The sequence below is a fragment of the Marinobacter sp. DUT-3 genome (assembly GCF_050379435.1).
In the GTDB taxonomy this organism is placed as follows: domain Bacteria; phylum Pseudomonadota; class Gammaproteobacteria; order Pseudomonadales; family Oleiphilaceae; genus Marinobacter.
This window is the reverse complement of sequence record NZ_JBNRMG010000016.1, coordinates 55663-77998: the sequence shown is the minus strand read 5'-3', so window position 1 is coordinate 77998 and position 22336 is coordinate 55663. Positions and strand designations below refer to the sequence as shown.

General features: G+C 58.3%; 18 protein-coding genes. 8 read left to right on the top strand and 10 right to left on the bottom strand.

Translation table 11 applies throughout. From position 1 onward, the window contains the following. Positions 1-195, top strand: a 195-nt coding sequence (locus tag ACQUWM_RS17955; protein WP_428923021.1) for a hypothetical protein, incomplete at its 5' end; no start/stop codon positions are given. Between the two features lie 25 nt (positions 196-220). On the opposite strand, the gene ACQUWM_RS17950 is transcribed toward ACQUWM_RS17955, so the two are convergent. Both ACQUWM_RS17950 and alaS read right to left on the bottom strand, forming a co-directional pair. Then, positions 221-1456 (bottom strand): aspartate kinase, encoded by a 1236-nt coding sequence (locus ACQUWM_RS17950; protein ID WP_407000899.1) that lies wholly within the window; start codon positions 1454-1456, stop codon positions 221-223. 102 nt (positions 1457-1558) lie between these two features. Further along, on the bottom strand, positions 1559-4189 hold the full coding sequence (alaS, locus tag ACQUWM_RS17945) for an alanine--tRNA ligase (protein ID WP_428923020.1): 2631 nt from the start codon (positions 4187-4189) through the stop codon (positions 1559-1561). Positions 4190-4319: 130 nt separating this feature from the next. Between alaS and ACQUWM_RS17940 the strand changes: the two genes are divergently transcribed. After that, positions 4320-4856 carry an RDD family protein gene (locus ACQUWM_RS17940; protein WP_428923019.1) on the top strand — a complete coding sequence of 179 codons (537 nt, stop codon included), beginning with the start codon at positions 4320-4322 and terminating at the stop codon, positions 4854-4856. 20 nt (positions 4857-4876) lie between these two features. On the opposite strand, the gene lptG is transcribed toward ACQUWM_RS17940, so the two are convergent. Continuing rightward, a complete protein-coding gene (gene lptG, locus ACQUWM_RS17935; protein WP_407000902.1) occupies positions 4877-5938 on the bottom strand; it encodes an LPS export ABC transporter permease LptG in 1062 nt (353 codons plus the stop codon). Next, a complete protein-coding gene (gene lptF, locus ACQUWM_RS17930) occupies positions 5931-7028 on the bottom strand; it encodes an LPS export ABC transporter permease LptF (RefSeq protein WP_407000903.1) in 1098 nt (365 codons plus the stop codon). Before lptF ends, lptG begins: the two co-directional genes overlap by 8 nt. A 223-nt stretch (positions 7029-7251) precedes the next feature. On the opposite strand from lptF, the gene ACQUWM_RS17925 reads away from it, so the two are divergent. From ACQUWM_RS17925 to ACQUWM_RS17905, 5 genes are all read left to right on the top strand, one after another. Continuing rightward, positions 7252-8745: a leucyl aminopeptidase gene (locus ACQUWM_RS17925; protein WP_407000905.1), complete on the top strand. Its 1494-nt coding sequence runs from the start codon at positions 7252-7254 to the stop codon at positions 8743-8745. After that, positions 8732-9247 (top strand): DNA polymerase III subunit chi, encoded by a 516-nt coding sequence (locus ACQUWM_RS17920; RefSeq protein ID WP_407000906.1) that lies wholly within the window; start codon positions 8732-8734, stop codon positions 9245-9247. Before ACQUWM_RS17925 ends, ACQUWM_RS17920 begins: the two co-directional genes overlap by 14 nt. Before the next feature lie 319 nt (positions 9248-9566). Beyond that, complete coding sequence (locus tag ACQUWM_RS17915; RefSeq protein ID WP_428923018.1) at positions 9567-12419, top strand: valine--tRNA ligase; 2853 nt, start codon at positions 9567-9569, stop codon at positions 12417-12419. Between the two features lie 3 nt (positions 12420-12422). Continuing rightward, complete coding sequence (locus ACQUWM_RS17910; RefSeq protein ID WP_428923017.1) at positions 12423-13406, top strand: ketopantoate reductase family protein; 984 nt, start codon at positions 12423-12425, stop codon at positions 13404-13406. Continuing rightward, positions 13406-13963, top strand: a complete 558-nt coding sequence (locus ACQUWM_RS17905; protein WP_407000944.1) for a cob(I)yrinic acid a,c-diamide adenosyltransferase — start codon at positions 13406-13408, stop codon at positions 13961-13963. Before ACQUWM_RS17910 ends, ACQUWM_RS17905 begins: the two co-directional genes overlap by 1 nt. Positions 13964-13979: 16 nt before the next feature. Here the strand turns inward: ACQUWM_RS17905 and ACQUWM_RS17900 are convergent, their stop codons facing one another. From ACQUWM_RS17900 to ACQUWM_RS17885, 4 genes are all read right to left on the bottom strand, one after another. After that, positions 13980-16010 carry a methyl-accepting chemotaxis protein gene (locus tag ACQUWM_RS17900; protein ID WP_428923016.1) on the bottom strand — a complete coding sequence of 677 codons (2031 nt, stop codon included), beginning with the start codon at positions 16008-16010 and terminating at the stop codon, positions 13980-13982. Between the two features lie 120 nt (positions 16011-16130). Next, entirely contained in the window at positions 16131-17018 is an 888-nt protein-coding gene (locus ACQUWM_RS17895) for a histidine kinase (RefSeq protein ID WP_428923015.1), read from the bottom strand. Beyond that, entirely contained in the window at positions 17018-17617 is a 600-nt protein-coding gene (gene ampD, locus ACQUWM_RS17890) for a 1,6-anhydro-N-acetylmuramyl-L-alanine amidase AmpD (RefSeq protein ID WP_428923027.1), read from the bottom strand. Before ampD ends, ACQUWM_RS17895 begins: the two co-directional genes overlap by 1 nt. Positions 17618-17723: 106 nt before the next feature. Further along, positions 17724-20021 (bottom strand): DUF1631 domain-containing protein, encoded by a 2298-nt coding sequence (locus ACQUWM_RS17885; protein ID WP_428923014.1) that lies wholly within the window; start codon positions 20019-20021, stop codon positions 17724-17726. 231 nt (positions 20022-20252) lie between these two features. Between ACQUWM_RS17885 and nadC the strand changes: the two genes are divergently transcribed. After that, on the top strand, positions 20253-21092 hold the full coding sequence (nadC, locus tag ACQUWM_RS17880; RefSeq protein WP_428923013.1) for a carboxylating nicotinate-nucleotide diphosphorylase: 840 nt from the start codon (positions 20253-20255) through the stop codon (positions 21090-21092). Between the two features lie 7 nt (positions 21093-21099). On the opposite strand, the gene ACQUWM_RS17875 is transcribed toward nadC, so the two are convergent. Together ACQUWM_RS17875 and ACQUWM_RS17870 are read right to left on the bottom strand one after the other, a co-directional pair. Continuing rightward, the gene (locus ACQUWM_RS17875; RefSeq protein WP_428923012.1) at positions 21100-21444 is read right to left on the bottom strand and encodes a YqcC family protein; all 345 of its coding nucleotides are present in this window, start codon (positions 21442-21444) and stop codon (positions 21100-21102) included. A gap of 13 nt (positions 21445-21457) precedes the next feature. Next, positions 21458-22255, bottom strand: coding sequence for a ParA family protein (locus tag ACQUWM_RS17870; RefSeq protein WP_428923011.1), 798 nt, complete (start codon positions 22253-22255; stop codon positions 21458-21460). Positions 22256-22336: the final 81 nt, after the last annotated feature.

The following is a 22336-nucleotide window of genomic DNA, read 5'->3' as shown; positions in this document are numbered from 1 at the left end:
CCATCAGAGTTTCGCCAACGCGGCGAGTCAAAATCAACATATCCTGTTCTCCCTTGTTCAGAGCTACCTGTTCCGAAAAATGAACTTCCTGCTTTTATAGTGGGGCCACTTGCCTCTCAAAAGACGCACAATCCCTTATACGGAACAACTGCATCAAAGGCACAGCAAATGACGCCCTTTTTTCAGATAACCTGAGCGAACCGACCTGTGCTTCGCTTGATCAGGCTTCTTCAACCCCAGGCTTGTCCAGTTCGAATGCACTGTGAAGGGCACGAACCGCAAGCTCGAGATACTTTTCATCAATCACCACGGAAATCTTGATTTCGGACGTGGAGATCATCTGAATATTGATACCCTCATGGGAGAGAGCTTCAAACATCCTGGTTGCAACGCCTGCGTGGGAACGCATACCGACACCAACAATGCTGACCTTGGCGATTTTGCTGTCACCACCGACTTCCCGGGCACCCAACTCATCAGCCACGCCCCGCAGCACTTCCTGCGCGCGCTTGAAGTCATTACGGTGAACCGTAAAGGTAAAGGAGGTGCGATTGTCCTCCCCTACGTTCTGCACGATCATGTCAACTTCAATATTTGCGTCACTGACTGGTTTCAGTATACGCAAAGCGCTGCCAGGTGTATCGGGCACACCGGAAATAGTGACCTTGGCTTCGTCGCGATTAAAAGCGATGCCGGAAACGACCGGTTGTTCCATGGCGTCATCATCCTCAAGAGTAATCAGGGTGCCCTCACCTTCCTGGAAGCTGGAAAGGACCCTTAACGGAACATTGTACTTACCTGCAAACTCAACGGCACGGATCTGCAATACCTTGGAGCCCAGGCTGGCCATTTCCAGCATTTCCTCAAAGGTAATCTGCTTCAGCCGCCGCGCACTGTCGACAACACGGGGATCGGTTGTGTAGACCCCATCCACATCGGTATAGATCTGACACTCGTCCGCTTTCAGCGCCGCAGCAAGCGCCACCGCCGTGGTATCCGAACCGCCACGACCGAGTGTGGTGATGTTGCCGTTTTCGTCGATGCCCTGGAAGCCGGCAACCACAACCACCCTGCCCGCATCCAGATCTTCGCGCATACGCTGCTCGTCAATCTGCTTGATGCGGGCCTTGGTATGGGCACTGTCGGTCACGATGCGGACCTGTGACCCGGTATAGGATCGCGCGGTACACCCCAACTTCTGCAATGCCATCGACAGCAGCGCAATGGTCACTTGCTCACCGGTCGATACCAGCACGTCCATTTCCCGGGGCGTGGGCTCTTCCATAATGTCATTTGCCAATGCGATCAGGCGGTTGGTTTCACCGCTCATGGCGGACACCACCACAACCACATCATGCCCCTCATGGCGGAAGCGAGCCACTTTCTCGGCCACCGCCTGAATACGCTCGGTAGTCCCTACCGATGTACCACCGAATTTCTGAACCAACAGAGCCATTTTCTTCCCGGTATCCAGAATAGGACGAAGACGGGGCCTGCCCCGCCACTTAAAATCAAACGGGCAGGATTATAAACGCCTGCCCACCGTCACAACAGTTGCCTATGCAATATTTTCCTTAACCCAGCCAGGCACCCCTGCAAGGGCGTCCGCCAACTTCGAAGGGTCGTTACCACCCCCCTGGGCCATATCCGGACGGCCACCACCTTTGCCATCCACCTGTGCCGCGAGATGCTTCATCAGATCGCCGGCCTTGATCTTGCCGGTGGCAGACTTGGTGACGCCAGCAACCAGTGTGACTTTGCCATCTTCGACACTGGCCAGCACCACAACTCCTTCACCAAGCTTGTTCTTCAACTGATCCGCCGTTTCCATCAACGCCTTGCGGTCAGCGCCTTCCAGCTCGGAAGCGACGACTTTCAGGCCGCCCACCTCAACCGCGGAACCCGCCAGATCGGTACCGGCGGAGCTGGCCAGTTTGGCCTTGAGGGCGGTCACTTCTTTTTCCAACTGACGGTTCCGATCCACGGTTTGCTGAATTTTCTCGATCAGCGATTCCCTGGCCCCCTTCACCAGCCCGGCGGCCTGTTTCAGGGTTTGCTCGGTTTCGTCCACCCACTCCAGGGCGCCAAAGCCGGTGACGGCTTCAATACGGCGAACGCCTGAGGAAATGCCACTTTCAGAGGTAATCCGGAACAGGCCGATATCGCCCGTACGCGCCACATGGGTTCCACCACACAGCTCGACGGAAAAGTTATCGGAACCCATGCTCAGCACCCGCACGGTGTCACCGTACTTCTCGCCAAACAGTGCTACTGCACCTTTTGCCTGAGCCTGCTCCATGTCGGTGACTTCCGTCTGTACCGGCGTGTTAGCGAGAACCTGCTCATTCACCTGGCGCTCAATTTCCTTCAACTGCGCCGGCGTAACAGCCTCAAAGTGGGAGAAGTCGAAACGCAGTTTATCCGGATCCACCAGCGAGCCCTTCTGGCTGACATGCTCGCCCAGCACATTACGCAGAGCGGCATGCAACAGATGGGTGGCAGAATGGTTGCGTTTGGTGCGCTCGCGGCGGGCATGATCGATACGGGCGTCTACTTCCAGCCCGGAGAACAGCTCGCCTTCAATGACGGTGCCAATATGAAGGTGGTTATCCCCTTCCTTGCGGGTATCGGTTACCTGAAAACGACCGCCACTCCAGGTCAACAGACCGGTATCACCTACCTGACCACCGGATTCCGCATAGAACGGCGTACGTTCCAGCACCACAACCGCTTCGTCCCCGGCTTCGGCCGCTTTTTCTTCATCGCCCACAATGACGGTGCGAATCGTTTCATGGCCATCAATCTGCTCGTAACCGGTAAACTCCGTCTTGCCTTCAATCGACAGGCCTGCGGCGTTGTAATCAATACCAAATTTGCTGGCGGCACGGGCGCGCTCCCGCTGGCTTTCCATGGCCTTTTCGTAGCCTTCATAGTCCAGGGACAGGCCACGCTCGCGGGCGATGTCATTGGTGAGGTCCACCGGGAAACCGTAAGTGTCATACAGGGTGAAAATCGTCTCACCGGGAATGACGTCGCCCTTGAGTTCCGCGATGTCCTGTTCCAGCAGGCGCAGGCCCTTGTCCAGGGTCTTGGCGAACTGCTCTTCTTCCTGCAGCAACACCTTTTCAATCTGCTTGCGGCTGCTGACCAACTGGGGATAGGCTTCCCCCATCAGCTCAACCAGGGCACCGGTGAGCTTGTAGAAGAACGGCTGGGTAGCGCCCAGCTTGTTGCCATGGCGAGCGGCACGGCGAATGATTCGGCGCAAAACGAAACCGCGCCCTTCATTGGAAGGCATAACGCCGTCGGAAATAAGAAACGCACAGGAACGGATATGGTCGGCAACCACCCGTAGCGATGCTTCGGTGGTGTCGACACCGCCCAGAATACCGGAAGCGGCTGCCAGCAGATCCTGCATCAGGTCGATTTCGTAGTTGCTGTGAACGCCCTGCAGGACAGCGGTAATGCGCTCAAGCCCCATGCCGGTATCCACCGATGGCTTCGGCAGATTCAGCATTTCGCCGTCAGCCGTGCGGTTGTACTGCATGAAGACCACGTTCCAGATTTCAATGTAACGGTCGCCGTCTTCTTCCGGACTGCCGGGAGGGCCACCGGCCACATCCGGGCCATGATCGAAGAAAATCTCCGTACAGGGGCCGCAAGGACCGGTGTCACCCATCTGCCAGAAGTTGTCGGAGGCATAGGGCGCGCCCTTGTTGTCGCCAATGCGTACAATGCGCTCAGCCGGAACGCCGATTTCCTTGTTCCAGATGTCGTAGGCCTCATCGTCCGAGGCATAGACGGTGACCCACAGTTTGTCTTTGGGCAGCTTGAGCCAGTCGTCACCGGTCAAAAACGTCCAGGCGTAATTGATTGCTTCGCGCTTGAAGTAGTCGCCGAAGCTGAAGTTACCCAGCATTTCGAAAAAGGTGTGGTGACGCGCGGTGTAACCGACGTTCTCAAGGTCGTTGTGCTTGCCGCCGGCACGCACGCATTTCTGGGAGGTGGTCGCGCGGGTGTAATCGCGCTCTTCACGGCCAAGGAACAGATCCTTGAACTGGTTCATCCCCGCATTGGTGAACAACAGAGTGGGATCGTCCGCCGGTACCAGCGAACTGCTCGGCACAATGGCGTGCCCCTGCTGCTTGAAATAATCCAGAAACGCCTGTCGCAACTCTGCGGTTTTCATAGCCCTTTGATACCCTTCTATAAACCCGTCGGGGTCCACGATTGAGAACACATACTTACATGCGTGTGCAAATCCGCTACTCTAGCACACGCCGAGAACAGGAAAAACGTGAAACATCACAGGAGACCCCATGCCCCGACGCTTTCATGACGCCGAGGAATTGCTGCCACCCGCCACGTTTATTAAACGACTTCTGACCATTATTTACGATGGGCTGATCTGCATTGCCGTGCTGCTGGTAGCAACCTGGATTTACACCATGATAGCCGGGTGGCTGACGGGGTGGGATCGTTATCAGGAAATGGCTGAAAGCGGTGCCCTGGGCGGCGACCCGCTGCTGACGTTTATACTGTTCCTGGTGCTGTACCTGTTTTTCGCTTATTTCTGGACACGCACCGGCCAGACACTGGCCATGCAGGTCTGGCGCATTCGCATCGAAAACCTGGATGGCACGTCCGTGAGCTGGTCACAGGCCCTGCTCCGCTACGCCACAGCCGCAGCGATTTTCTTCTTAACGCTGCTGGCCTCTTACTCTCTGGGAGTGATTACCCTGATGATCACCATACCGGCCATGCTGTCTCTGTTCTGGCCCATTAACGGCCTGTCCGTTACCGACCGCATCTCAGGCAGCGTGGTGGTTCGGGTACCCAAACCCGAGAAAAAATAGCGTTACTGTCTCACCCTGTCTTACCCCGCCCGTCGCATCAGAACCGCACCAACGGCGGCATTGATCGCGATGGGCAACAGAATGGCCAGCACCGGGTTAAAGCCGAAGACAAGACTCATCGGGCCGAGCAGATCCTGCATGTACTTGAACAATAGCCCGACGATCAGGCCGGTAAAGACCCGGAACCCCATGGTCACCGAACGCAAGGGCCCAAAAATAAAGGAAATGGCCACCAGCACCATCACTGCAGTACCCAGCGGCATCAGCACTTTCTTCCAGAACGCCAGCCAGTAGTTGGCCGAACTCAGTCCCTGCTGGTCCAGATAACTGGCGTAGGTATATAGCCCGGTCATCGGCAGATTTTCCGGCTTGACGATGAGCACGCTCAGTACGTCAGGGGAAAGCCCGGTTTCCCAGCGCAGGGTCTCGTGGATCTCCTGGGTCAGCTGATCCTCACCCATCACCGTGGTGCTTACGTTCTCCAGCCGCCAGTGATCGCCCTGATAGGTCGCGCGCTCGGAAAAGCTGGCCGAGAGCATCCAGCGGTCAGCGTCGAAACGGAACAGGGAAACGCCCTGCAGTTCGCCATCCGGGCTGACGGCGTTGAGGTGCATGAACACATCCCCCTCGCGATGCCAGATACCCGATGCCGTGGCAATGTTTTCCCCGGCCCCCTGGGCAATCGCTTTCTGGCTCTGGGCCATGCGCTCTGCCGGCGGCGCAACGTATTCACCAATCACCAGCCCGATCATCACCACAATCAGCGTGGGCTTCATTGCAGACCAGACAATGCGTTTAATGGATACCCCGGCCGCACGGATAACCGTCAGCTCCGAGGAACTGGCCATCGCCCCCAGGCCCACAAGACACCCCATAAAGGCACCCAGGGGCAGATAATCGTAGATGCGGCGGGGCAGCGTCATAAACACGTACCACAACGCCTGCAGTGTCTGGTAATCGTTACGGGCGTCATCCAGCTCGGCGATGAAGCCGAAAATCAGGTCCAGTGAGAGCACGACCACCATGACCAGGAACATCGCTCCGCCAACCGTGCGCATGACGTATTGATCAATTTTATGCACGAGCCCGGCCCTCCCTGATCAGACGACGCTTATACATCCAGGCGGGGCCAAACTGGAGCCACAGCCCCAGGGCAAGGAAAATCACGTGCACCCACAACAGGCCGATCCATTCCGGCACCTTGCCACTGGCGAGCGCATCCCGGGCCACGATCAACAGGCCAAGATAGGTGATGTAAACCAACATCGCCGGCAATAAATGAAAGAAACGACCCTGGCGGGGATTCACCCGGCTCAGCCGGACCGCCAGAAGGGTGACAATGGGAACAATCAGCGGCAAGGTGAATCGCCAGTGCAGCAACGCCCGGTCTTCCAGATTATCTGACGCCATCAGGTCCAGGGTACTGACACCCTCTTCCAGCTCCTTGTCACCGCCCGCACCAGTCTGGATTTTCAACCCGTAAGCATCAAAACCCGTCACCTGATACTTGAGTTGACCGGGCAACCCCTCAAAACGCCCGCCCTCTTCCAGTATCAGGAAACGGCTACCGGTCTCCTGATCAATCAGCTGGGAACCGGACTCCGCGGTGATGATGGTCAGCCCTTCACGACCGTATTCGGCGATGAACACGCCCTCCAGCACCCGCTTGTCATCACTCAACCCTTCGGTATAGGTAACCCGACCGCCAGACTCCAGATCCTGAAAGCGCCCCGGGGCCAGCATTTCAAACTCCGTCGCCTTGCGCTGCTCATTAAAAATCGCCTCCACCTGCTTCATGCCCCAGGGAGAGACATACAGACTCATGGCTCCCACAGTCAGCATCACCGGTATACTGGCAAGCAGGGTTTTGCCGAGCACCTGGCGATCGCTCATGCCACAGGCAAAAAGCACCGTCATTTCACTTTCAAGGTACATTCGCCCGTAGGCGAGCAGAATGCCGATGAAGAAACCGAGAGGCAGGATCAGTTCCAGGAAGCCGGGAAACCGGTACGCCATGATCTGGAACAGCACATCACCGGCCAGTTCGCCGGCGGCAGCCTCAGCCAGATACTTGATAAACCGGCCACTCATGAAGACCAGCAGCAAAACACCGGAGACGGCGAGCATGCTGATCATGGTCTGGCGGGTAAGGTATCGGAAAACGATGCTCAAAACGTTGTCTCTGGCCGGAACGGATCGTTGTCAGTGGATGGAAAAACGACGGGGCTATTCTATGTAACCTCAGGCTTGATTGACAGTGCCGAAGCTTAAGGAACTGTCACCGCTTGATAAATCGGCCTGAAACCCCAATGCTAGAGACATTGCCCGCAAGGTTACATCACTTCTTGCACTCAATCAGAATCGCACTCAACCAGAATCAAACAAGGGAGTTGCCATGAACTTCAGCCTGAGCAGTAAATCGATCACCAGCACCAAGGCAGACTGCCTCGTCATCGCCCTTCCTGAAAAAGGTAACTGGCCTGACAGCACCACCCAGGCGGACGAAGCTCTTGGCGGGCTGATAAAGAAACTGCAGAAGGCCGGCGACGTTACCGGCAAGAACGCCACTACCGCGATGATCCCCGTTGCAGACCAGCCATGGGAACGGGTTCTGGTGATTGGTACCGGCAACGACAGTGACCGCACACCGGCGAATTACCGCAAGGCCCTGACCGCCATGATGGGCCAACTGAAGGACAGCGCCTCGAAATCCGTCCTGATTGCCCTGGCGGATACCCCCGTCACCGGCGAAGAGGCGGTAAGCTCTGAAAGCGCCCGCCTCAACCTGATTGGTCGCACCCTGGAAGAACAGCTATACACGTTCAATGAGTTCAAGAGCGAAAAGCCCAGCGCGCGAAAACTGAACAAAGTGATCGTTGCCGCCTCTACCGCAGGCAAAGCCCTGAAGGATGCGTTCAACCTGGGCCTGGCAACCGGCCGCGGCATGAACTTCACCCGCGACCTGGGCAACACGCCGCCAAACATCTGCCACCCCACCTGGCTGGGCGAGCGGGCAGAACAACTGGCCAAGGACCATGACGTCATCAAGACTGAGATCCTTGACGAGAAACAAATGAAGAAACTGGGCATGAACAGCCTGTTGTCCGTTTCCGCAGGCAGCGCCCAGCCGGCCAAACTGATCGTCATGGAATACCGTGGCGGCAAGGCCAAGGACAAGCCCTACGTGCTGGTGGGCAAAGGCATCACCTTCGACACCGGCGGCATCAGCCTCAAGCCGGGCGAAGGCATGGACGAAATGAAATACGACATGGGCGGCGCCGCCGCCGTGTTCGGGGCGATGCAGACCATTGCCGAAACCAAACCGAACATCAACGTCGTCGCCGTGATCGCCGCCGCCGAGAACATGCCCAGCGGCACCGCAACCCGCCCCGGTGACATCGTCACCTCCATGTCCGGTCAGACCATCGAAATCCTCAACACCGACGCCGAAGGCCGCCTGGTGCTGTGCGACGCCCTCACCTACGTGAAAAAATTCGACCCGGAAGTAGTCGTCGACATGGCCACCCTCACCGGCGCGTGCATCATCGCCCTGGGCAGCCACGCCACCGGCCTGCTGAGCAACAACGACGAACTGGCCAACGAACTGCTGGCCGCCGGTGAACGCGCAGGCGACCGCGCCTGGCGCCTGCCGCTGTGGGATGAATACCAGAGCCAGCTGGACAGCAACTTCGCCGACATGCAAAACATCGGCGGCCGCCCTGCCGGCACCATCACCGCCGCCTGCTTCCTGTCGCGCTTCACCAAGGAATACCGCTGGGCCCACCTGGACATCGCCGGCACCGCCTGGAACTCCGGCAAAGCCAAAGGCTCCACCGGCCGCCCGGTACCCATGCTGGTCGACTACCTGATGTCCCATGCAGGAAAATAACCCCGAAAACCGACCGGAACCCGGCAGCGCCGCTGCCGGCACCTCCGGACAGGAGGACCCAAACCGGCGCTACTGGTTCCACATCCTCGCCCAGAACACCCCCGCCGCCCGCAACCTCCACGCCGCCAAACTCGTGGACAAAGCCTGGCAGCAGGGCGACCGCGTGTGCGTCGTTTGCGACACCGCCCAACACGCCGAAGAACTGGACGACCTGCTGTGGACCTTCAGCCCGGACGCGTTCATTCCCCACAGCGTTGTGCCCGACTCCGCCACCACCTGCACCGATCCGGTTGGCATCCTGTTATGCCCGCCAGTGGCTGAGGACTGGGACACCGTGATCATTCTATCAGCTACCCTGCCGGCGCATGCCGATCGGTTCAAGCGGCTGGCTTTGGTGGCACACAATGATCCGAATGTTCTCAATCAGGCGCGATCGCATTTCAAGCAGTTGAGGGCGCTGGGGATTGAGCCGAGGGTGCATGATCAGAGGAAGCGGGGGTAAGTTTCGGTTAGGTTGTCGGGTTACGCTTCGCTAACCCGACCTACGTTTGCAGCTGCCCTTGAACTCCCGCGAAATGCACAATGTCAGATCTGCGGAGTCGGAACAGGCTTCCCAAAAATTTCGAAGGCCATGGATGGCCTGAGAGAAGCGCACATGGATGTGCTTGTAGCGGTTTTTGGGAAGCCTGTTCCGACTCCGCAAGGCACCAAATCAGCAAGCTACGTGTATACAGAGGTTCGCCGCAGCGAGGGCGAGCATGTATAATCAGGCGTCTCAATTTTCCCTTGTGAATCAACCAAACGGTCACCAGCAGAAACCCATGGAAAAAACCTACCAGCCAGAAAACATCGAGCGCCAGTGGTACGAAAACTGGGAATCCAAAGGGTACTTCCGCCCCAGCGGTGAAGGCCAGTCCTACAGCATCGCCATCCCGCCGCCCAACGTCACCGGCAGCCTCCACATGGGCCATGCGTTCCAGCACACCATCATGGACACCCTCACCCGCTACAAACGCATGCAGGGCAACAACACCCTGTGGCAGGTAGGCACCGACCACGCCGGCATCGCCACCCAGATGGTTGTCGAACGCAAACTGGCGGCCGAAGAAGGCAAAACCCGCCACGACCTCGGCCGGGAAGAATTCATCAAACGCATCTGGGACTGGAAAGAACAGTCCGGTGGCACCATCACCCGCCAGATCCGCCGCCTGGGCAACTCCGTAGACTGGGACAACGAACGCTTCACCATGGACGACGGCTTCTACAAAGCCGTACAGGAAGTGTTCATCCGCCTCTACGACGAAGGCCTGGTTTATCGCGGCAAACGCCTGGTCAACTGGGACCCGAAACTGCACACCGCCATTTCCGACCTGGAAGTGGAGAACAAAGAAGAAAAAGGCTTCTTCTGGCACCTGCGTTACCCGCTGGCTGACGGCGCCAAAACCCAGGACGGCAAAGACTATCTCGTCGTCGCCACCACCCGCCCGGAAACCATGCTGGGTGACACCGCCGTGGCCGTACACCCGGACGACGAACGCTACCAGCACCTGATCGGCAAACACGTGATGCTGCCGCTGGTAAACCGCAAGATTCCGATAGTCGCCGACCACCACGCCGATCCGGAAAAAGGCTCCGGCTGCGTCAAGATCACCCCGGCCCACGACTTCAACGATTACGCCGTTGGCAAACGCAACAACCTGCCGATGATCAACGTCATGACCCAGGATGCCAACATCCGGGCCATGGCCGAAGTCTTCAACAGCGACGGCACCGAGAACAACGATCTCGATGGCACCATGCCCGCCGCCTACGCCGGCCTGACCCGGGAAGACGCCCGCAAAGCCATCGTCGCGGACCTGAAAGAAGCCGGCCTGCTGGAGCGCGAAGAAGACCACGTACTGAGCGTCCCCCGCGGTGACCGTTCCGGCCTGATCATCGAGCCCATGCTGACCGACCAGTGGTTCGCCGACGCCAAGACCCTGGCCAAGCCAGCGATCGAAGCGGTGGAAGACGGCCGCATCCAGTTCGTGCCCAAGCAGTACGAGAACATGTACTTCGCCTGGATGCGGGACATCCAGGACTGGTGCATCTCCCGCCAACTGTGGTGGGGCCACCGGATTCCCGCCTGGTACGACGCCGAGGGCAATATCTATGTCGGCCGCAGTGAAGAAGACGTGCGCCAGAAGTACAGCCTCACCGCCGACCTGGAACTGAACCAGGACGACGACGTGCTCGACACCTGGTTCAGCTCCGCCCTGTGGACCTTTGGCACCCTGGGCTGGCCGGAAATCACCGAACGCCTGAAAACCTTCCACCCGACAGACGTACTGGTAACCGGCTTCGACATCATCTTCTTCTGGGTTGCCCGGATGATCATGATGACCATGCACTTCATGAAGAACGAGGATGGCACCCCGCAGGTACCGTTCAAGACCGTCTATGTCACCGGCCTGATCCGCGACGAACACGGCGACAAGATGTCAAAGTCCAAGGGTAACGTCATCGACCCACTGGACATGATTGACGGCATCGGCCTGGACGACCTGCTGGAGAAGCGCACCGGCAACCTGATGCAGCCCAAGCTGGCCGAAAAGATCGGCAAACGCACGAAAAAGGAATTCCCGGAAGGCATTACCGCCCACGGCACGGATGCCCTGCGCTTCACCCTGGCAGCCATGGCCACCACCGGTCGTGACATCAACTGGGACATGAAGCGCCTGGAAGGCTACCGCAACTTCTGCAACAAGCTGTGGAATGCCGCCCGCTACGTGCTGATGAACACCGAGGGCGAGGACTGCGGCATCAACAACGAGCCGGTGGAACTGTCCCTGGCGGATCGCTGGATCATCAGCGAACTGCAGAAATGCGAGCAGGACGTCACCCGCTACCTGGAGCAATACCGTTTCGACCTGACGGCCCATGCCCTGTACGAATTCATCTGGAACGAATACTGCGACTGGTACCTGGAACTGTCCAAGCCTGCACTGAGTGATGACAACGCCAGCCCGGAAGCCAAGCGCGGTACCCGACGCACCCTGGTGCGGGTACTGGAAGCCGTCCTGCGCCTGGCCCACCCGATCATGCCGTTTATTACCGAGGAAATCTGGCAGCGTATTGCGCCACTGGCAGGCAAGACCGGTGACAGCATCATGCTGCAGCCCTTCCCGCAGCCAGACAGCAGCAAGCAGGACGCGGTCGTGGCGGCGGACATTGAATGGCTGAAAGGCGTTATCGTTGCCGTCCGCAATATTCGCGGCGAGATGAACATCTCTCCGGCCAAGAAAATCCCGGTGCTGCTGCGCGGCAAAGACGCGGAAGACCAGCGCCGCCTGGACGACAACCGCCAGTTCCTGAGCTCACTGGCCAAGCTGGAAAGCCTGGAATGGTTCGAAGGCGACAAAGCCCCCATGTCCGCCACGCAACTGGTCGGCGAAATGGAAGTGCTTGTGCCGATGGCCGGCCTGATTGACAAGGACGCCGAACTCAAGCGTCTGGACAAGGAACTGGAGCGCCTGCATAAAGAGATTGGTCGCCTGGAAGGCAAGCTTGGCAATGAGAAGTTCACCGCCAAGGCTCCTGCCGAAGTGGTCGAAAAGGAACAGGAAAAGCTGCGGGATGCGCAGGGTAGCCTGACCCGCCTCAGTGACCAGCGGGCTGACATCGAGGCCATGTAAGCCATGGCCGATGCCCAGCATCGAGTAAAGAGCGGCAACGGGAATGGCCTGGTGGCCATTCTCGGGGCCGGCTCCCTTGGCCGGCTCTGGGGCGCCCTGCTCCCCATGGGTACAACCGCTTTCATCCCTCGCCGGCATGCACCGGATGAATACGAACCAGACCTGACCTACCGCTTTCAGGACGGGCACGGGCACTACTATCCGATCACCGTGCCCTCACTGGACTGGAGCACCCAATCCCCCGATACGCTGATCGTCACCACCAAGGCGGGTGACACGCTGGGTGCACTCGAAACCACGCTCCCAAACCTGAAACCGACTGTGCCCGTGGTATTGTTCCAGAACGGTATGGGCAGCCAGCAGGCAGTGGCTGAACGATGGCCGAATCGCCCCATCATGGCCGCCAGCACGACGGAAGGCGCCAATCGCCCGGATAGCCAGACCACGGTTCATGCCGGCCAGGGAGAAACCTGGATTGGCGCCCTGACACACAGCGCCTCACCACTCATTACCAACGTGGTCAACCAACTGGAAGCCTCTGGCCTGGTCATCCACGAAGAACCGGACATCCTGACACGGCTCTGGGGCAAGCTGATTATTAATGCCGGGATCAACCCTTATACCGCCATTCTCGATTGCGCCAACGGAGACATCCTCGACGCCCCGCTGTTCCGGGACACCATCCGGCAACTGTGCCTTGAACTGGCTGACGTGATGCATCATGAGGGCCTGTCGTCCCGTTCCCCGGAGGACATGGAGTCGCAGATAGAAGCCGTTGCCAGGAAAACCGCGAAGAACACCTCATCCATGTGCAGTGATGTGCGCCGGGGCAAACCGACGGAAATCGACTACATCAACGGCTATATTGTCAGCCGGGCAGGTGCCCACAACCTTGCGGTGCCAGTGAACCAAATGCTGACGGAGCAGGTAAAACTCCGAACAGATACACAGCAAGAACCTCAACCGGATACTCCAGGAGCAACCTGATGGGCAACCGCCTTTCCAAGATCTATACCAGAACCGGCGACGATGGCTCTACCGGCCTGGCCGACGGCAACCGCATTGCCAAGAACGCACAACGGGTTGAGGCCATGGGAACCGTCGATGAGCTGAACTGCCACCTTGGCCAGCTGATTGAGTGCCTGGACGCCGGTGACAACCTGATTGAGACCTTCCGGCGGATACAACACCACCTGTTTGATCTGGGCGGCGAATTCGCCATTCCAGGCAGCCAGATGATCGGAAAAGAACACATTGAATGGCTGGAAACGACCCTGGACCAGCACAACGACGACCTGCCGCCACTGAAGAATTTTATACTGCCCGGCGGCACACCGGAGGCAGCCCAGTGCCATCTGGCCCGCGCCGTATGCCGCAGGGCTGAGCGGGTCGTGGTAGCCCTCAGCCATGAGGACTCCATCAATGCCGCGGCACGACAGTACCTCAACCGACTGTCAGACTTGCTGTTCGTGATTGCCAGGGTGCTGGCCCGCCGGAACGGCGGAGAAGAGATCCTGTGGGAGCAGAACAAGTCCGGCCTTTGAGGCCGGACCCTGCCAATCAGACCTTGAACGCCTCGACCAGCCGTTGAAGTGACGCCGTCAGCTCCGACATCTGGCGGGATGACCCCAGGGTCTGCTCGGCGTTGTCCGCGGTTTCCCGGCCCAGCACACCGATCTGTTCAACGTTGGCATTCACGGTCCGGGCAACCGCCGACTGCTCCTCCGCCGCCTGGGCAATCTGGTGGCTCATATCCACGATGGTAGAAATACCGCTGGCGATACGATCCAGCGCTTCGGTGACCTCCGAGGATTTGCGAACCGTGGTTTCCGTCACCTCATGGCTGTTGGTCATCGCGGCAACCGCATCCTTTACGCCACTCTGCAGGCGGGAAATCATGCTCTCGATTTCTTCGGTGGATTTGTGGGTTCGCTGGGACAGTGAGCGGACTTCATCCGCCACTACCGCAAAGCCACGGCCCTGCTCTCCGGCACGGGCGGCTTCGATCGCTGCGTTAAGCGCCAACAGGTTGGTCTGCTCGGCAATGGCCTTGATCTCAACCAACACCTGACTGATGTTGTCACTGTCCGCACTGACCCGATTGATAACATCCACTGCTCCGGAAATCTCCGTCGCCAGTCTATTGATGGTTTGCACGGTATCCGCCACCACCTGACGACCAGATTCGGTGTCACTCTCTGCCGTTCCGGCGCTGTCAGACACACGGTGAGCGCTCTCCGTAACCTCATGGACCGCTTCCACCATCTGATTCATCGCTTCGTTGATCTGCCCGGACTCATCCATCTGGCGAGCCACGGCCTCACTGTTGGCGGACGCCGTGTCTTTCACCCGGGAGGCCTGCTGATCAACATCGGAGGTCGTACGGCTGACCGACCGAACCAGTTCGGCGATACGGTCGGTCATGTTGTTGAACTCGGTAGTCAGCTCACCGAGTTCGTCACGGTTATCAAGCTGGATGTGAGCGGTCATATCGCCGGCGGCGACCATACGGGCGGCTTCGCTGAAGCGGTTGATGGCCGTACGTACCGACATGAAGAAACCAATGTACAGGTAAACCACCACCAGCAGGACAATAACCAGTGCTACGATGATCAGTTGCCTCTGACGGATCTCGCCTTCCAGCCTGGCGCTCAGGTTGTCGCCCACCACGTCGAAAATAACGCCAGTGAGGGCATCGTAATGCGCTAACTCTGCAGCCACCAGGGCATCAAATTCCCGCCAGGGCATTTCCAGCCGCATCGGGGTGATGATATTGATGTCCAGCTCGTCCCGAACCACCGCCAGGCCATTGCCGATACTTTCAACCGTGTTGCCCGCCTCTTCCGCCAGTCTCGGTGAAGCGTTCTGCGCCACTGACAAGGCTGGCGCCAGCAAAGAAGCCCGGTTGGTCAGCGCATCGTAAATTTTGTTCAGACCATCGCTCAGGTTGTAACCCACCTGCCCATCGACCAGTGCGAAAGTGCCGAATGCCCTGGCACGACCAATCACATGCCGGGCTTCCGGCAGGGATTCCCTCACCAGACCGAGCAATAACAGGTTATCCCGGGAGGCGTCCTGGCCGAGACCGGAGATTTCAATGGTAGCGGACAACATAGCCCGAACTTTCTGCACGAACTCCTGATAATACTTGAACTGTGGGTCCAGGTTGCCCTGATAGCTGTCTGAATTTCTGAGTGCCTGCCACTCTTCCTGCAGTTGGACTATCTGCTGGTTCCAGTTACCGGCCGTGTCAAACGCCAGCTCGCGGGAGGCCAGGTCTTCCAGAATACGGCTGATGGTTTCGGCGGCTTCGTCGGATCTTGACAGGAGTTCGGCTTCATCCCGGACTTTGCCCGGCGCCCGATAATCCCGGTAATCAAAGGCGGCATCCAGCAGATGATTCACCTGTTCCAGCTGGTCGAGGCCTTCCACGCCCCGGGTCATGGTTTCCACCGAGCGGTTCAGTTCGCTGATAACCAGCCAGGACAGGCCGCCGATGGGGAGCAGGAACAACACACTGATCAGACTGAACTTGTAGAACATCGGCAGCCGGTTCATCAGCGCAACTGCAGGTTTGATTAATTGGTTCACATTTGGCCCCGCACGGTGCTTCTTTGGAAAATGTTCTATTCTTTTTTATGTTGTCGACTAAAGTCTTAAAAACTTTAGTGCTTTTGTTGTCAGCCTGTCACGTTCCTCAAAATCGAAGCGTCAAACCACTCCGGCGATAACCAACAGAGCAATGCCACAAACCCATACCAGCATGCTTCGGTTCAGCAAATCACGAATGGCCCCCAGGCTCCTGCCCCCGAATGCCGTCCATTCATCCGGATGCACCCTGGAGAATCGTGCGGGGTCCAGTGCATACCCGGTCAACGCGCCGTTGGCCGCCTGAATCAGCACACGGTCGGTTGCCGGCCCGAGTGTAAACAGCACGCCTCTAACCGCCTTCAACCAGCCGGCGAGATCTCCCGCCAGGCCAAAGGTACAAGCCAGCAATCTGGCCGGAATCCAACTGACCCATCCAGCAATGCGGGCGAATCTGGGGCGCGCAGCCGCCTGGGGCCATTGTTCCTGCAATGCCACCAGTCCTCTCGCCAGGAAAGCCAGACCAATACCACCCACCACATACCAGAAGGCCACAAGAAAGAACCGCTCAAACAGCGTGACGATCAGTTGTTTCGACAGGGCCATGTGCATTTCATCCGGTGATATCGCCTGCCCCCGCTCATCCGCTGGCAGGCAATCCTTGATGTGATGCCAGGCGGCCTGCATGTCCCCTCTGCTCCAGGCCTCGCTGTAGGCCCTGAGTAACGGCTTCCATCCCGGCGCCCCCATCAGCAGTACCAGCAACAGGAACTCCAGTGGATAAGCCGCCATCCGCCAGCCCTCGGCCGCCGCCAACCAGACAAACCCTGACAGCAACAATGCGGGCACCACAACCCGCACCAGTCCCCAGCGAATCCCCCCTTCATGACCAGCCTCGGCCGACCGACCCGCTTGAAACCAGGCACGCCAAAGTCGATCACCAGACAGTGCACCGGACAGATCCAGCCGCCGACGGACCAGCCATGCAAGCAGGAACACCACCAGTACCATTAGCGGGTCCCTCGTATGGTTGCTTCCAATGTGGCCAGCTGGTGGCGGTATTGATCCCAGTCAAAGGCGGGACCGGGATCCGTCTTTCGGCCTGGCGCGATATCGCTGTGGCCGGTAATACGATCACCGGTGATTTTCGGCCAAGCCCGCATGATCAGGGCCGAAAGCTCAGCCAGGCGCCGATACTGTTCAGGCGTGTAGGGAATGTCATCGGCGCCTTCCAGCTCTATACCAATGGAAAAGTCGTTACACTCCTCTTCCCCGTCAAAACAGGAGCGACCGGCATGCCATGCACGCTCCAGCATGCTGACAAACTGAACCACACTGCCGTCCCGCCGAATCAGAGCGTGGGCCGACACCTTGAGTTCGCCAATGGTTTCAAAATACGGGTGCTCCGAAGTATCCAGGCAATTGCAGAAAAAACGTTCAATCGCGTCTCCACCGAACTGCCCCGGCGGAAGGCTGATGTTATGAACAACCAGCAGGGATATATCAGCGCCTTCGGGCCTTGGCCCGAAATTGGGAGATGGGCACCAGCGCACTCCGGACATTCGACCGGTGCGGCGCAAATGGTCAATGGAAGCTTGGGTGCAGGTTATGGCGTTCTGGCTTTGAATCGAGTCAGGCAAGGTAAATCCAGCAGGTTTGTCGCTGTTGATATCTGAGCTGATTGAAGCACAAAGTTGCCCGGGTTGCTACGGCGGGTCAGTCCTTGCGACTGCTTCGCAGGTTATCAATGATGGATTCCAGCGCACGGTCAAAAATCAGGCCATCGTCGAGCATGGTAATTTCATCGCAAGCCATCGCCTGCGCCAGGGATTCCCGGTGGTACTCCGCCACCTTGGCGCCGCTGCGGTTGACGAAAATATACTTACCCGTCGCCTTGATGAACGCCGCCAGCTTGCAACGGGTTTTGACGCCTTCCCGGGCCAGTTCAATCCAGGAGCCAACTCGCAGGCTATCCGCACGGTCCAGCCAGGCCTGCTCGATCTCTGGTTCAGATGTCGCCTGCGCGTCAGTATTCTCAGTATCGGGCAGGATTTCAGCCGGCGCCGGCTCAGGCAGCTGGATCTCGGCCCTCTCTACCACTTCAGACTCAGCCTCAGCAGGCTGAGTCTGCTCGACAGCAGCAACCTCTGTAACTTCCTCGGGAGACTCCTCGGATGAGGGTGACACCCTTGACGTTACCAGTTGCTGGAAGACATCAACATGCGCAAGCTCAAGGTCGCGGATCGCCGCGTCAGTGGCAAACGGGTCCCAGGAAATTTCCTGTAACGCATGGCGCAGGTCATCCACAATGGATGGAATCGCCCGCAGCAACTCGGTACGTGTATTGTCAGTTACCGGCTGCGGATCCACACTCCACACCAGTTTGCGCGTCAATTCTGCAGCAGCGGCCCAGTTCTCACTGTCTTCACCTTCCCGCAGCACCTTCCACTGCAGATACTTGCTCCAGGCTTCTTTCAGCAAATTGTCGACCGGCTCAGGCAATACCCGTCCGGCTGTCACCTCAGCCAGCAATTGATGAGCCGACTCGGCCGCACGCTCCTGTTTTGCGCGCCCTTCCTCCGCATCCCGCAGACGCTGCTCCACCAGATCTCTGCGCCTGCGATCAAGGTCCATGAAATGGTTGAAGTCCGTCAATAACTCACTGAACAGATCCACATTGTCGGTGAACTCGTTCAGCACCCGGTCAACCACGGACTCGATTTTCTCCCTCAAGGGATCGCGCTGACGGCCCTGCTTCTCGGTCCAGCCAATCGCAGACATCGCCAGCTCATTGAGCAACTTGCGAACCGGATGGCCGCCACGGTTGAAAAAGTTCTTGTCGCTAAGAGCAACTTTCAGCACCGGAATCTGCAGCCGACCAATCAACGCCTTCATGGCCGGATGCAACTGACGGTCTTCCAGAATGAAATCAAACAGCATGGACACCAGGTTGATCACATCGCTGTCCACCTGACCGACAACATAGGACCGGCCATTGTCGGCCCTGAGCACGGGTTGCAATTGCTCACCCAGGGACACCACACGCCCCTGCGTCCATTCTCCAGGTAGTGACTGGATCGCGTTGAGCCTCGCCATCAGGTGGTTCGTATCGAGAAACCCCTGCCCCCCGGCCACGGTTTGGCCGCCGTCATCGCGCCCCTGATGTAACAGCGCGCTCAGCTCGGAGAAGGTCCCACCGGTCTGACCGGCGGTTGCCCCGGTCCCGCCTGTCGCACTCTCCTCAGCTCCACCGGTGTCCGCCCTGCCAGACGAACGAGACACATCAGACGTCTGCGGGGAACGATTCCCTGTACGATGGCCCGTGGGCGGGCGCTTCATGTCTGGCAGCACGCCTTCATCAATCAGGGTGCGATTGGCGTCCTGGTAGAGTTCGCCAAGCGTATCCGCCAGCAGGCGGTCAAAAAGCTTAAGAACCACCAGCTTGGCGCGAATATCAATATCCAGGTCCGAGCAGGCTTCCCCCAGACCACCGCAGATAACTTCCGGGCTTAGGGGCATCTGGCTGTTGGTGAGGGAAACGGAGGGCATCAGGTGACCCACCCGGGCATTGAGCATCCGAATGGCCTCGGCATGCCTGTTGCGCAGTTTGTTGACCAGATTCTCAATGGCCACGCGCTGCTCCAGCTCCGAATGATCGACCAGGCTCAGAGAATCCTGGTCCACGTCTTCCAGACTGCCACCGGCGTTATCGGGATTAAACTTGCCGATATCGTTAAATGCCCTGCTCACATGCTGGAGGATGGAAACGGTCATTAATTTGCGGCGTAACCGCAACTCCCGCATCGCATCAAAATAGGCGGTCTGGTCCTGATTGGAGCCGGCTTTGTCCGCGAGCTCGAACAGCGCATCGTCCGCTCGGTCAAAGAAACCGGCCAACACAGATTTCAGGGAGTGCCCCGATGCGTCACGTAGCCTCACCAGGGCCTGAGGCAAGGCAAACCGGCCTCCGGGCTTCCGGGATGAAAAACTGACCACCTTGCTATCCTGCGCCATTTGGCTGCTCCGGGTATTGACTGGCAAACGAATCGGGCTTTATTCCACTTCACATCTTATGTCGTTTCAACGTCACCTTGTGTCAGATTTTGTCACCTTTTGTGACCAGGAGATGCAGTTCACATTCTAGCAGCCAGCGACCTTCCGTTTGGCGAATTCGCTGCCGGGCTTTAGAATCACGCCACAGATACCAAACCCGATTCGATAACCTTCTTCTACCGGACAGCTATCATGATTCCAGCCGAACTGCTTCGCCAATCCCGCGTTGAATCCGTCGCACACAGTCTGCGGGAAGACATTGGTGACGGCGATATCACGGCACAACTCATTCCAGCTGACAAAATCAGCGCCGGGCGCGTCATTACCCGTGAATCAGCGGTGATCGCCGGGCGCCAGTGGGTCGACGAGGTGTTCCGCCAGGTGGATCCGACCCTTGAGCTGACATGGAATGTGCAGGACGGCGACCGCGCGGAGCCAGACAGCGTCCTGTTCAGCTTTCAGGGGCCGGCCAGGGGCTTGCTGACCGCAGAGCGGGCGGCTCTGAACTGGCTGCAGACCCTCTCGGGAACGGCAACGGCGTGCGCCTCGTTTGCGGATCAGGTTGCCCACACCGGAGTAAAACTACTGGATACCCGCAAGACGCTGCCCGGCTTGCGCCTGGCACAGAAGTACGCAGTCAGCTGCGGAGGCTGTTATAACCACCGCATTGGCCTGTGGGATGCCTTTCTGATCAAGGAAAACCACATCGCGGCCTGTGGATCCATCGCCCGGGCCGTCAGTGAAGCCCGACGGATTGCCCCCGGACGCCCGGTGGAAGTGGAAACCGAAAATCTGGAAGAACTCCAGCAGGGGCTGGACGCAGGCGCCGATATCATCATGCTTGACGAGTTCTCTATGGAGGACATGATCAAGGCAGTGACCATCACTGCTGGCAGGGCGAAACTCGAAGCATCCGGAGGCATCAACGCCAACACCCTGGTGCCTGTTGCGGAGACCGGCGTGGATTACATCTCGATTGGCGCGCTAACCAAGGACGTCAGGGCCATCGATCTGTCCATGCGCCTGGACTAAGACCTCGTCAGCCCTCCCCGGACAATAACCGGTCCATGGTCTCGAGCTCCCGGATCAGCGCCTCACCGGATTCGGGGCGCCCTCGGAAATGCTCTTCCGCCATGGGCGCAATACCGGATACCGCCGGCAGGGGGTGATCACTCTCGATCAGGATTTTCAGCCTGGCGACAAACACAAACTGCAGCCACTGCGTAAACTCCAGCGTATCGACGCAGAACGGCTGCGTGCTCTGGAATGCCTCCGGGGACGGCGGCTGATTTTCCCATACGCCAATACGCCTAAGCTCTACTTCTATTCTGAGCAGACTGTCCGCGACTTCTCCAATCTGCCCGTGAGCGGTTGATTGTGGCATACCCCCTCCGCGATCAGTCCGCAAGCGGTTCCAGCTCCACGGTCTCTCCGTGAAGGATCCGGAACAGGTCTTCGTACTGTCTGGTCAACGTGTGTTTTGGGGCCATGTGTATCAGTGGCTGCCGGCTCTGGTGTGACTCTTTCATCTTGACGGAACTGGACAGACGCACCGGAAGCACTGGCAGGCCCTCTTCCAACAGCTCACGGACAAGCTGCTTTGGCAGGCTCGCCCGCGGCTGAAACTGATTGGCGATAATACCTTCCACAACCAGATCCTCATTATGGTCTTCCTGCAGATCCTGGATTTCATGAAGGATGTTGTAGAGCGCCTGACGGGAGAAATCATCACAATCGAACGGAATCAGGCACCGCTGGGCGGCAATCAATGCAGAACGCGTGTAGAAGTTCAGGGCCGGCGCGGTATCGATGTATATGGCATCGAAGGACTCATCCAGCTTCTTCAAAGCCTCACGGAGCTTGTATATCTTGTGCTTGGCCTCCAGCTTGCGCTCAAGAAAATCCAGCTCCGGACTGGAAGGCATGACAAACAGGTTGTCGAACGGAGAGGCATGAACGAATTCGTCCGGACGGCGGTTGAATACCGTGAAAGCCACGGTCTGCTCCAGCATGTCCGCGACAGTATCCTTCAGATCCGCCGCCGGCTTACCCAGCAGGTAGTGCGTTGAATTCCCCTGGGGATCCAGGTCCACCACCAGCGTGCGCTTGCCCCGGGCCGCACTGATGGCCGCCAGGTTACAGGTAATACTGGATTTACCGACACCACCCTTCTGATTGAAAACGACTCGTCTCATTTCTCCCCCCCTGACCGTGGCATCCGGGAGCCCGCCATTTGTCTGCCCCGGTACACGTGACGTTATTATGAATACTGTTGC